The 13174-nt window shown below is 33.4% G+C and carries 10 protein-coding genes and 2 tRNA genes; 8 read left to right on the top strand and 4 right to left on the bottom strand.

Going from position 1 to position 13174, the window contains the following annotated elements:
- Positions 1-15 precede the first annotated feature (15 nt).
- Both GXM16_RS03275 and GXM16_RS03270 read right to left on the bottom strand, forming a co-directional pair.
- A tRNA-Gly gene (locus GXM16_RS03275) sits at positions 16-88 on the bottom strand.
- Between the two features lie 92 nt (positions 89-180).
- A tRNA-Gly gene (locus GXM16_RS03270) sits at positions 181-253 on the bottom strand.
- A gap of 135 nt (positions 254-388) precedes the next feature.
- Here GXM16_RS03270 and GXM16_RS03265 point away from each other — a divergent pair.
- Both GXM16_RS03265 and GXM16_RS03260 read left to right on the top strand, forming a co-directional pair.
- The gene (locus tag GXM16_RS03265; RefSeq protein WP_163392672.1) at positions 389-826 is read left to right on the top strand and encodes a GNAT family N-acetyltransferase; all 438 of its coding nucleotides are present in this window, start codon (positions 389-391) and stop codon (positions 824-826) included.
- Between the two features lies 1 nt (position 827).
- A complete protein-coding gene (locus tag GXM16_RS03260) occupies positions 828-2411 on the top strand; it encodes a L,D-transpeptidase family protein (RefSeq protein ID WP_163392670.1) in 1584 nt (527 codons plus the stop codon).
- Here GXM16_RS03260 and GXM16_RS03255 read toward each other — a convergent pair.
- Positions 2400-3119, bottom strand: a complete 720-nt coding sequence (locus tag GXM16_RS03255) for a murein L,D-transpeptidase catalytic domain family protein (RefSeq protein ID WP_163392668.1) — start codon at positions 3117-3119, stop codon at positions 2400-2402. The two genes, GXM16_RS03260 and GXM16_RS03255, sit on opposite strands and share 12 nt — an antisense overlap.
- Before the next feature lie 473 nt (positions 3120-3592).
- Here GXM16_RS03255 and gpmI point away from each other — a divergent pair, with 473 nt between their 5' ends.
- A complete protein-coding gene (gpmI, locus tag GXM16_RS03250; protein ID WP_163392665.1) occupies positions 3593-5110 on the top strand; it encodes a 2,3-bisphosphoglycerate-independent phosphoglycerate mutase in 1518 nt (505 codons plus the stop codon).
- A gap of 85 nt (positions 5111-5195) precedes the next feature.
- Here the strand turns inward: gpmI and GXM16_RS03245 are convergent, their stop codons facing one another.
- The gene (locus tag GXM16_RS03245) at positions 5196-6449 is read right to left on the bottom strand and encodes a DUF445 domain-containing protein (RefSeq protein ID WP_163392662.1); all 1254 of its coding nucleotides are present in this window, start codon (positions 6447-6449) and stop codon (positions 5196-5198) included.
- 187 nt (positions 6450-6636) lie between these two features.
- Here GXM16_RS03245 and map point away from each other — a divergent pair, with 187 nt between their 5' ends.
- From map to GXM16_RS03220, 5 genes are all read left to right on the top strand, one after another.
- On the top strand, positions 6637-7455 hold the full coding sequence (map, locus tag GXM16_RS03240) for a type I methionyl aminopeptidase (RefSeq protein ID WP_163392660.1): 819 nt from the start codon (positions 6637-6639) through the stop codon (positions 7453-7455).
- 68 nt (positions 7456-7523) lie between these two features.
- The gene (locus tag GXM16_RS03235) at positions 7524-7928 is read left to right on the top strand and encodes a GxxExxY protein (protein WP_163392658.1); all 405 of its coding nucleotides are present in this window, start codon (positions 7524-7526) and stop codon (positions 7926-7928) included.
- Between the two features lie 41 nt (positions 7929-7969).
- Positions 7970-8743: a class I SAM-dependent methyltransferase gene (locus tag GXM16_RS03230; protein ID WP_163392656.1), complete on the top strand. Its 774-nt coding sequence runs from the start codon at positions 7970-7972 to the stop codon at positions 8741-8743.
- Positions 8744-8858: 115 nt separating this feature from the next.
- Positions 8859-11765: a DEAD/DEAH box helicase gene (locus tag GXM16_RS03225; RefSeq protein WP_163392654.1), complete on the top strand. Its 2907-nt coding sequence runs from the start codon at positions 8859-8861 to the stop codon at positions 11763-11765.
- A gap of 74 nt (positions 11766-11839) precedes the next feature.
- Entirely contained in the window at positions 11840-13093 is a 1254-nt protein-coding gene (locus GXM16_RS03220) for a type IX secretion system plug protein (RefSeq protein WP_163392652.1), read from the top strand.
- Positions 13094-13174: the final 81 nt, after the last annotated feature.

Genomic DNA, 13174 nt, shown 5'->3' with positions numbered 1-13174 from the left:
TTGAGGTTTTTGAAGAGCGAAAGACGAGGCTCGAACTCGCGACAACCAGCTTGGAAGGCTGGAGCTCTACCAACTGAGCTACTTTCGCATTAACAGGGTGCAAATATAAACAATTTAATCTTTCAGCAAAATAAAAAACAAAATTATTTAAATTTAAATCTCAACCTAAGTTTCGATTAGAGCGAAAGACGAGGCTCGAACTCGCGACAACCAGCTTGGAAGGCTGGAGCTCTACCAACTGAGCTACTTTCGCATTACTGTGGTGCAAATATAAAAAATAACTAAGGTTTAAAACAAGCTTTTTTTGAAAAAAAATAAATAAAAAATCACTATTTATAGTAATCTATTTAAAATTAAAATGTTATAGCTTTGTTTTTTTATTCAAAACATGACATTAATTAAAGAAATATCCGCAAAGGAAACTTTTATTGTAAGACATCCTGTACTTCGAAAAGGAAAACCTGTTCAAACCTGCTTTTTTGATGGTGATGACTTAGATACTACACATCATTTCGGATTATTTGATAGTTCAAATTTAACAGGAATAATATCCTTGTTTTTAAAAAGCAATCCTATCTTTGCAGAAAATTCGCAGTCTCAGATTCGCGGCATGGCTATTGTAGAGTCACACCAAAAAAAAGGTTTTGGAGAAGCTCTCGTAAAGCACTGCGAAGAATATTGTATTTCAAAAAAGATTGATTTAATATGGTTCAATGCACGGATAACTGCTGTTGGATTTTATAAAAAAATGGGATACAAAATCCAGGGAAAACCGTTTGATATCCCGGAAATTGGAGAACATTATTTAATGTACAAAAAATTATAAGATGAATAAACTTTACTTTCTGTTCCTGTTTTGTGTTTTTATAAGCTGTAAAAAAGACCAAAAAGACACACAACCTAAAATAAAAAAACCTTTGCCTGCAATCGTAATTACGGATGCGCGGACTGTTGATATAGATACTGCACTTATAAATGCTTATAAGAGTGAAACATTAAAACAATTTTATCTTTCATCTGATAACAAAACCATTTGGGGAAATCTTAAAAAGAGAAGTTACATTTTATCTCAATTAAAAAAATCTGATGAATTAGGACTTAACCCAAATGATTATCGGGTAAAAAAAATGGATGTTTATGAAAAACAAATCAACAAACTAAACAACAAACAGCTTGCTGAATATGATTTGCTGCTTACCCATAATTTTGAAAAATTTGTCACCCATTTATATGAAGGAAAATTAAATCCTAAATATATATATCGCGATTGGGCTCTTGAAGACAAGGATCTGGACATCAATACTGCTTTGGTAAAAAGCTTCAATCATAACACTTTAGACAGTTTAGTTGAAAATATCCAATCAAAAGCGCCAATATACAAACAATTACTAAATGCACTAAAACTTATCAATGAATTCCCTGTTGACAATATCAAACTAATCGAATCAACAGAAATGATAAAGCCTAACGATACTAATATTGCATTAATAAACATCAAAAAAAGGCTGTTGTATTGGAATGACATGTCAGGAAAAGATAGTTTAACTAATATTTACGACAGCAAAACATTTGAAGGAGTAAAAAAATTTCAATCCCGTCACGGTTTAGTTGCCGACGGTATTATCGGAGCAAGTACTATCCATGCTTTGAATTTTTCTAAAGAAAAAAGAAGACATCAGATCATTGCGAATTTAGAACGCTGGAGATGGTATCCAAACGATTTTTCAGAAAATTATTTTATCGTAAATATTCCTGATTTCAAATTGCATGTTGTAGAAAACAATGACACTACAGCTGTCAGAAATGTGGTTGTCGGAACCAGTAAAAGAAGAACACCAGTTTTGACATCAACACTTAAAAGCATTGTTTTCAACCCAACCTGGACCGTCCCTCCTACTATTTTAAAAGAAGATGTTGTTCCGGCTATGAAACGGAATCGGAATTATTTAAAAAACAAAAATATCACAATTTATGACACCGCCGGACATGAAGTTGACCCGGCAAACTGGAACATCAATAAACCCCGAAGTTACAGATATATTCAAAAACCGGGTTATTACAATTCTTTGGGATTAATCAAAATTATGTTTCCTAATAATTATAGTGTGTATTTACATGATACCAACCACCGAAACTATTTTGAAAGAAGTAATCGTTCTTTAAGTTCCGGTTGTGTACGTGTTGAAAATCCGCTGGAATTAGCCCAGCACATTTTAGACGATTCTAAAAACTGGTCAAAAGATAAAATAGATACTATTATTGCCCGAAAAAAAACTACTAGTATCCGAATTACCAAAAAATACAAATTATATCAATGGTACTGGACTGCATGGAGCGAAAAAGACAAGCTGACATTTAGATATGACGTCTACGATCTGGATGAAGATTTATATTCTAAATTACGAAATTAGCTGCTCCATAGGAAAACTTCTCGACGGATGATAGATATACAGGCATGATTTACCTTTTATAGCCTGAATAATATCATCTGTCAATTCAACCGGAACTGCAGGACAACCCTGGCTTCGGCCTAATCTTTTGTGAGCTCTGATAAAGGATTCAGAAACATAATCGGCACCATGCATTACAACACCTCTCTCACGGGCTTTATCATTTATCCCTCTTTCAAGACCATCCAAACGAAGTGAAGCTCCATGCTTACCCTGATAAATTTCGCCTGTAGCATAAAAACCCAGACTGCTTTTAAATGAGGAATTTATATTCGAAAATGCAGATGCAAATTCTTCACCAGTATTTCTGCCATGAGCAACAAGAGACTGGAACAGGATGGTATTAGATGTCAAATCGATTACCCATAGACGTTTTAGGTTTGATGACAAACTAAAATCAATCAAGGTTAAAATATCTTTTTGAATAGCTCCTTTTTCCTTCAATAAGTAAAATCCTTTTAAAGCCTCAGAAAAAGTTCTTAGTTCAGGAAGCACAAAATTGTTTGTGTTTAATGTATTATAAATATTTTCAATTTTAGCATCTACAGTTGATTTTTCAACTTTTGCGATGCTTTTTGCTGCTACATTTGTAGAAACAGCATTATTTTTAGAATCTGTAGCAAACGACAAAAACAAAAATAAAATTGCGGGATAAATCTTATAAATCATTGAATACGTTTAGTTTATATTTGTTTTGGGACTCGACAAATGTATAATTTATTTATAACCGACAAAATTAATATCACTAAAAGTGGGTATTTTTGTTTAAACTTTAACAGTAAACCTGTTGAAAAGTTAAACTAATCTAATCAAATGATTTTTTTTGGCAAGAATTTACTTTATTGTAAATCAAACATTTAGCCGGATTAAATTTGTAAAAACAATTTGTTACCTGATTAAAATCCAAAGTAAATATTGCTCCAAAAGACATTATTTATCTAAATCTTTTAAACTTTATTAGCCAAAAAAGAGCTATCAATTACGATCAAAAATTTAAGTTGACTTGCATTAATTTTAAAAAACAAAGCCTGCTTCAATAAAATTACTATTTTTTAATAGTGTTCATTTTATAAAGTATAATTGTCACAATCGTTTCTTGCGTATTTTATAAATGGTTTATCTTTGCCAAAAACTAAAAACCAATGAACAAAAAAGTAATCCTTATGATTTTAGATGGTTGGGGAAAATCTCCTGACCCTAAAGTATCTGCAATAGACAACGCAAATATCCCTTTCATCAACAGCCTTTACCAACATTACCCGAGTGCACAGCTTCGTACTGACGGATTAAATGTAGGTTTACCAGAAGGTCAGATGGGAAACAGTGAAGTAGGCCACATGAATCTTGGTGCCGGAAGAATTGTTTACCAGGATTTAGCCAAAATAAATTTAGCAGTAGCACATCAAACACTTGCGAAAGAACAGGTTCTGGTTGATGCTTTTACTTATGCCAAAGAAAACAATAAAAAAGTGCATTTTTTAGGATTAGTTTCTGATGGAGGCGTTCACTCACACACATCACATTTACGCGGACTTATTGATGCTTCGCAGGAATATGGCTTAGAAAATGTATTCGTTCACGCTTTTACAGACGGTCGTGATGTTGATCCAAAATCAGGAGCCAAATACATTCAGGACTTAGAAAATCATATTAAAGATACCCCGGTAAAAATCGCTTCAGTCATTGGACGCTATTATGCAATGGACCGTGATAAACGCTGGGAACGTGTAAAATTAGCTTATGACCTGGTTGTAAATGCAGTAGGAACTCCGTCAAAAAACGCGGTTGCAAGTATTCTTGAAAGCTATTCAAAAGAGATTACAGATGAATTCATTGAACCAATCGTAATGGTTGATGAAAACGAACAACCATTAGCTACTATTGTAGAAGGTGATGTTGTAATATTCTTCAATTTCAGAACAGACAGAGGCCGTGAACTTACTGAAGCGCTTTCGCAGCAGGATTTCCATGAGCAAAACATGCACAAATTAAACCTGTATTATGTTACGCTTACCAATTACGACGAAACGTATTTAAACGTAAAAGTTGTTTATAATAAAGATAATATCACTGAAACTCTTGGTGAAGTTTTAGAAAAAGCAGGCAAAAAACAAATTCGTATTGCTGAAACGGAGAAATATCCGCACGTAACGTTTTTCTTCTCAGGAGGAAGAGAGGTTCCTTTTGAAGGAGAATCCCGTATTTTAAGAAATTCTCCCAAAGTTGCCACTTATGATTTACAGCCTGAAATGAGTGCTTATGAACTTACAAGCGCACTTGTACCAGAACTAAACAAAGGTGAAGTAGATTTTGTATGCTTAAATTTCGCAAATGGTGACATGGTTGGACACACCGGAATTATGGAAGCTGCAATTAAGGCTTGCGAAGCTGTTGACGCCTCTGCACAACAAGTTATCGAAGCCGCACTTGCAAACGATTATACAACTATTGTAATTGCCGATCACGGAAATTGCGAAACGATGATTAATCCTGATGGAAGCCCAAATACAGCACATACAACAAATCCGGTACCGATTATTTTGGTAGATAAAGAATTAAAAAATATTCAAAATGGTGTTTTAGGCGATATTGCTCCTACTATTTTAGAATTAATGGGCGTTCCGCAGCCTGAAGCAATGACATGTCATTCATTATTATAGAAAACCACTTTTTTTTACATAGAAAAGAGGCAAATTTTAGGATTTGTCTCTTTTCGCTTTTTAAAGATTGACCTGAATGGAGATATCATATTGCAAAATAATGATACACCCATTCAACACCGTAAATTATAAGTCCAATAAATCCGCCAACCAAAGTTCCGTTGATTCTGATATACTGAAGATCCTTTCCGATTTCAAGTTCTAATTTTTCTGAAACTTCCTTACCGTCCCAACTTTTTACAGTTGATGAAATTAAATCCCCTATTACTTTTTTATTATTGAGAAGAACAGAAAGCAAATCATTTTTAATGAAATTATTAATTTTATCTGTCATCACCTGATCTTCCTTTAGACCGTTACCAAAAGTTTGAATAAATCCTGCAACGCTTTTTTTAATTGAAGAATTATCTTCTTTTTCCAAATCAGTTGTGATGGACAATTTTATTTCGTGCCAAATCCCATTGATATAATCCTGTATTTCTTTTTTACCAACAAAATTTAAAATCATGTTATTGATTTTAATTCTCATTTCTTCTGAGTTTTTTACTTTTTCCAGGAAATTAAAAATATATTCATCAATTTTTAGTCGTACTTCACTATCAGGATTTTTAGCTTCATTTAAAAAATCCTGCAGACCATTAAAAATACCTTCGGTAATACTTTTATCGGCCAGTCCGAAACTCAAAAAAGGAGTTGAAGACTTAACTTTTTGTCGGATTAAATCTTTGTTGTTAGTCAGTTCACTGCTCATTACTTCAAGAAGGTTAGTCAGCATTTGATTCTTTAAATCTCCTTTCTGTAGGGGTTCTAATGCGACTGCAACCCAATCCCCTAAATTAATTGACTCCAGTTTTTCTTTAAACTGAACCTGAATAAATCGTTTTATATCTTCATCCTTTATGGTTTTTAAAACACCCGGAATAATGTTCACCGAAACCAAATTGGCAATTTCATCTGCGTTTTCTCCCTGTGAAAGCCAGTCAGAAGCTTTAGTGGCAAAATTGAACTCTTCTAATTTGATTTCCAGTTTTTCGCGATTTAGAAATTCTTCAGAAACAAAATTTCCCAGATTCTCGCCAATTTCATTTTTTTTAGTTGGAATAATTGCGGTATGCCAAATGGGAATTCCCATCGGATGACGAAACAACGCTACAACTGCAAACCAATCTGCAATTCCGCCCACCATTGCTGCTTCGCTAAAAGCCTGCAGCATCGGAATTTTAAAATAAATAGCAATTATAAACAGAAGCACTGCTACACCCAAAAGTGCCAAAGCATTTCTCTTCATTTTCTTAAGAGCCTGCATTTTGACTATATCCTGATCTATAATAGTTTCCATGTTTTCAAACGTTTTATTACTAATTTATGGCTTTTTTCTCAGATATTTATTTAAAAAAATGTTAGAATTCAACAAGACATTTGATTTTCAGTTGAATTATTGAAATTTTAGACCTAATTAATTTCAAAATCAACTCTAAAAAAATAAGATTAAAATTGTACTTTTGCGAACTGAAAATCTGAAAAATATGATTATCCAAAAAACCCGTGAGGAAATCGAATTAATGCGCGAAAGTGCCTTAATCGTATCAAAAACATTAGGAATGATTGCTTCTGAAATCAAAGAAGGAGTGACTACATTATATCTAGACAAATTAGCAGAAGAATTCATTCGTGACCACGGTGCTGTTCCAAGTTTTCTGGGATTGTATGATTTCCCTAATTCACTTTGTATGAGTCCTAATGCTCAGGTAGTACATGGAATTCCGAACAACACGCCTTTACAAAATGGTGATGTGATTTCAGTTGATTGCGGCGCTTTCAAAAACGGATATCATGGAGATCATGCCTATAGTTTTGAAATTGGAGAGGTTGCTCCGGAAACCAAAAAACTGTTGCAGGTAACCAAAGAATCTCTGTACGTAGGAATCAGAGAGTTTAAAGCCGGAAACCGCGTTGAAGATGTTGGAAATGCCATTCAAAAATATACTGAAGCTCACGGTTACGGTGTTGTTCGTGAATTAGTTGGACACGGATTAGGTCAAAAAATGCACGAAGCGCCTGAAATGCCAAATTATGGTAAAAAAGGAAGAGGAAAACTTTTTGTTGAAGGAATGGTCGTTGCGATTGAACCTATGATCAACATGGGAACAAAAAACATCAAACAACTAAAAGACGGCTGGACAATCCTGACTGCTGACGGAAAACCAAGCGCACATTTCGAACACGACGTTGCTTTAATCGACGGAAAACCTGAAATTTTATCGACCTTCTATTACATCTACAAGGCTTTAGGAATCGAAAGCACTGAAGAAGATGAATTTAGAAAAGTGCCTTTAGTATTGTAGTTATTACGCCGAGATTCACAGAGATATACGCAAAGATTCACTAAGAATATTTATTTACAAGCCTAAAAATGTTTGAAGAAAGCAACGAAACTCGTAATAAATTAGATGAAATTACATACAAAATCATTGGTCTTGCTATTGAAGTTCACAGACAATTAGGCCCTGGATTATTAGAATCTGCTTATCAGGAATGTTTGTATTATGAAATCGTAAATTCCGGCTTGTCTGTTGAGAGACAAAAAGTTTTACCAATTATCTATAAGGATATAAAACTTGATCATGGATATCGAATTGATTTGTTGATTGAGAATACAATTGTAATCGAATTAAAGACTGTCGAAGCTTTTACAGATGTAAATTTTGCACAGATATTAAGCTATTTAAAACTTGGTAATTATCCATTGGGACTTCTTATCAATTTTGATTCAAAAATTTTAAAAAACAATATAAAAAGATTTATAAACACTTTGTGAAACTCTGTGTCTCCTTTGTGTAACTCTGCGAAACAGCCCTCATGAAAAAACTTTTCAAATTAGTTTTAAATACTATTCCAAGACCATTATTAATTCGTTTGAGTTATGTGGTACGCCCAATTTTAGCTTTATCATTAAGAGGAAGCAAATTTACTGATCCTATTGACGGAAAAAGCTTTAAATCGTTTTTGCCTTACGGATACGGAAAACAGCGTAATAATGTGCTTTCGCCAAGTACACTTTCGCTAGAGAGACACCGCTTGCTTTGGCTGTATTTAAACGATCAGACTGATTTTTTTTCAGCGCCTAAAAAAGTATTGCATTTTGCTCCGGAACAAGCCTTTTACAAAAGATTCCGCAAGCAGAAAAATCTTGATTACACCACAACCGATTTACTTTCGCCCCTAGCAGATGTAAAAGCAGATATCTGCAATTTGCCTTTCAAAGACAATGAATATGACGTTATTTTGTGTAATCACGTTTTAGAACACATTCCGGATGATACAAAAGCAATGCAGGAATTATACCGTGTTTTAAAACCGGGAGGAATGGCAGTTCTTCAAATTCCACAGGATTTATCCCGCGAAGTTACATTTGCAGATGATTCGATTACAGATCAGAAAGAACGTGCTAAAATCTTCGGACAATACGATCACGTTCGTGTGTACGGGCGAGATTATTTCGATAAATTAAGAAGCATCGGTTTTATCGTTATTGAAGAAGATTATACCAATAAAATTGCTCCTGAACTAGTTGAGAAATATTGTCTCGCAAAAGGAGAAATCATCCCGCTTTGTTTCAAACAGGAGAATTAATTTTTTCAATATAAAAGTGCCTAAGTTCATTAAAAAGTTTTCAAAATAGTAATAATTTGAAAACTTTTTAATTTTATAGAATTCCCAAATTACAACCTAACCAAACCCTAAAATCTTGGAACCTGTAAAATCATTTCAGTTCTGTTTTGACATCAGTTTTGAAAAAAATCTGAATACCTATATTCCAACCTCGTATATCGTTGAAGATACCAGTGAAATCAAATATCTCGACAAGAAAGCTACGAGAGGTGTACTGGAAAGTTTTGGAATTGATTTTGAAAATTTAGATTCCAATACCCAAAAAATCCTCACAGCCTGTGAATCTTTAAAACCTGAATTTATTTTTAAAAAATTCGGTGCCAAAATCAAATCGGCTAAAACTATTGCTGATTTGCAAAAAGATTCTAAAATTGAGTTTGCAATCCGGCAGTATTTAAACTTCAATTTAAGTTCATTTTATGATTTAATCGTGAAGGAACAGTTTCCTTTATCTTTGAATCTGGGGGTTGAGAAAGACTTTTATCGGTCCAGGGTCAGTGTTGAACCACTTGAATTTGAACCTCATATAAAATTTGACAAACACCCTGAAGGTATAACCTATACGCTTTCTTTAAAAGAGAACAAAACTACTTTTTTACCTATGAACTGTAGTATTGATATGCTGCTGGATGAACCTGGCTGGTTGATTATCAATAAGAAATTAGGACGCTTAAAGGAGCTTAATTCTAAAAAACTGACTCCTTTTCTAAAGAAAAAATCAATTGAAATACCCTCAAAGCTGGTTGATAATTATTTTAAAGGCTTTATTCCCGAAATAGCAAAGAAGATTGACATTGAAGCCAGTGGTTTTGAAATGGAAGTTCGGGACAAAATTATTTCCAGTACGATTCAGCCTGTTTATGATTTCTTCAAGAATTGCTATTACCTGAATCTTTATTTCGATTATAATGGTTATGTATTTGACGCCGGTAAAACTAAAAAAACACATTCTTTTGTAGACTTCAGTATTCCTAATGAGCCCAAAATAATTCAGTTTAAAAGAAGTGCTGTCGAAATTTTATATATCAAAAAATTACTTGAAATTGGTTTAGTAAAAATCAAAAACGAATTGTTTGGACTGGAAACAGATTCAGAAACCAATGATCCTTACATCAATATTCAATTAATTATTGACAATAAAGAAAAGCTTGAAAATTTAGGTTTCACAATTCAAAACCTGAAACTCGAAAACAAAGAAATTATTACAGAAAGTAATACAATTTCAATTTCAAAAGAAACAAAAGCAGACTGGTTTGATATTAAAATAGTTATTACAATTGGCAATTATAAAATCAATTTCAGCGAAATTATTCCCAATATAAAAAGCAGGGAAAGACTTTTTATGCTTCCAGACGGAAACTATTTTGTAATTCCGTTAGAATGGTTCAGTAAATATGGTTCTTTGGCAAAATTAGCCAAAACAGAAAATGGAGCATTACTTTTGCGTAAAAGCAATTTTACGGCTTTAGACGGAATTTCAGAAATCGACAATGATCTGGACCAAATCCATAAAGCCGAATACATATCTTCAGATTTGCTAAAAACAACTTTAAGACAGTACCAAATTGATGGTGTTAAATGGCTTTTGGGGCATTTCAACTCGAATCTGGGGGCTTGTCTGGCGGATGATATGGGGCTTGGAAAAACGCTGCAGACTTTGGCCGTCCTTGTTGCTGTACACGAACAGTTAGGATTTACAACCAAAACCACCAATTTTGATTTGTTTGCAAACGAAACGACAGTCGAAAGAGAACCGCTAAAAGCTTTGATTGTTCTTCCTTCTTCATTGGTTTTTAACTGGTTTAATGAAGCCGGAAAGTTCACGCCTCATTTTTCGAAAATGCAATACGTGGGTAATGACCGAAAATTATTAGCCGGCAGGATAAATTCAACCGATTTGATTTTTACCAGTTACAGCATTGTTCATCGTGATATTTCAATTTTAGAAAAATACGATTTCCGTTATTTGATTTTGGACGAAAGTCAATACATCAAAAACAAAAATTCCAAAATTTTTAAAGCAATCAACAGAATAAATACGGTTCACAAAATCGCTTTAAGCGGTACTCCAATCGAAAATTCGCTCGACGACTTATGGTCACAAATGGAATTTATAAATCCGGAAATCCTGGGAAGCTACAGTTTTTTCGCAGAAAATTTTAAAATTCCGATTGAGAAAAAGCAGGATGAAAATATTTTAACCGAATTAAAAAACCTCATCCAGCCTTATATTTTACGAAGAACCAAAGAACAGGTTTTAAAAGATTTGCCGGAATTGACCGAGCAGATTTATTACTGCGACATGGACCCTGAACAGGAAAAATTATACGAGAAAGAAAAATCTAAAGCCCGTAACTTCCTTCTTAAAACCGATGGTTCAAGTCCGGACAAAATTAGTATTATCAATACTTTAATGAAGTTAAGGCAGTTGAGTAATCATCCGAAAATGATCGATCAGGACTCTGAAATTGATTCAGGAAAATATATTGTTGTTACGAATTATCTGGATAATTTAGTAAAAGCAAAACAAAAAGTTATCATTTTTAGTTCGTTTGTTACCAATTTGAATTTTTATACCGATTGGTGCAAAGAAAACAAAATATCATTTTGTGAAATTACCGGTGAAACTCCCGCACCCAAAAGAGAACAGCAGGTAAAATTGTTTCAGGAAAAAGAAAATCCGCTGTTGTTTTTTATTTCGCTAAAAGCCGGAGGTGTTGGACTGAATATCACAAAAGCTTCTTATGTTTTGTTCTTAGATCCATGGTGGAATCCTTTTGCAGAAAAACAGGGAGTTGGACGAGCCCATCGAATTGGGCAGTTAAATAAAGTAAATGTAATTCGTTTTATTTCTAAAAATACTGTGGAAGAAAAGATTATCAAACTGCAGGAAAACAAAAAGCTTTTATCTGATTCGCTTTTAGAGGAAAGTTATATTAATGATGAAATTGAAGTTAATTTAGACTACATTTTGAGCTCTTAATAGTTAGATCCAATAGAATGGCATCTTTTTCGTTATAGAAAATTATTATATTTACAATCTTACACCTATCTAAGATGCCGAAATTTTTATATACAAGCTTTATTTTCCTTTTTATTTTCACTTCGGCGAAAGCCCAGGAAAAAGAAATTGATCCGCCATACAACATAAAAACGGTTTCTTTTGTCCAAAACGGCAATAATGTGGTTCCTATATTTGAATTAGGATCCACATTTGAACTACAATTTGATGATTTGTATGGGAACGAAGCCAACTACTATTTTGAGATTGTACATTGTGACTACAACTGGAAGGCTTCAGAAATCCCTAAAATGGATTACATCAGAGGTTTAGACAATCAAAGAATTATGGATTACAGCAATTCTTTTAATACGCTGCAAAATTATTCGCATTATCGTATTAATTTTCCAAACCAATTTACCACACAGTTAAGAATTTCAGGGAATTATATTTTAAAAATACTAAATGAAGACAGAGAAGTTGTCTTCTCCAGAAAATTTATTTTATATGAAAATCAATGCACAGTAGCTGCACAGGTAAAACGCACCAGAAACCTGAATAATATTAATCAAAAGCAAAATCTTGATTTTACGATTACTTCAAATGATATTATTTTTCAGACACCTTTACAAAACGTAAAAATACTTTTACTCCAAAACGGAGATTTTCACACCAGTATTAAAAACATTCGACCACAATATACACTGGGCAATCAGCTGGTTTACAAATACGACAGTGAAACGCAGTTTTGGGGCGGAAATGAATTTTTATATTTTGAAAATAAAGATATCAGGGCTGCCAATAATAATGTAGCAAAAGTAAGTTCTACCAGTGATATTTACAGTTCGTTTTTATACACTAGTCCGGCAAGGGGGAATCAGATTTACACTATATATCAGGATATCAACGGAAATTTTGTAGTCAAGAATATCAACGGTTCCAATCAGGAAATTGAGGCTGACTATGCCTGGGTTTATTTTAGTCTTTCGGCTCCTGCTTTCAGACTGAACAAAGATATCTATATCACAGGAATGTTTAATAATTACAGCTTGTCCCCGGAATACAAAATGGATTATAATATTGAGAAGGGAATCTATGAAAAAGCTGTAATGATTAAACAGGGATTTACTAATTTTCAATACACTGTTGCTGATCAGAAAGGTGTAATTGATTATGAAAATGCAGTTGATGGAAATTTTTACCAGACTGAAAACGAATATACCCTTTTGGTTTATTACCGTGAAAGCACCGACCGTTACGAAAGGGTTATCGGGAAAGGCAATGCTAATTCATTGAATATTATTAACTAAACATTCTAAAAAAGGATTAAAATCGAATCATTTTTTTTCGTAAGTTTGCAAATATAACACACACATATATACTGCTTTAGT

The sequence above is a fragment of the Flavobacterium limi genome (assembly GCF_010645075.1).
GTDB lineage: Bacteria > Bacteroidota > Bacteroidia > Flavobacteriales > Flavobacteriaceae > Flavobacterium > Flavobacterium limi.
The sequence above is the reverse complement of the archived record's forward strand: the minus strand, read 5'-3'. Positions and strand labels throughout refer to the sequence as shown.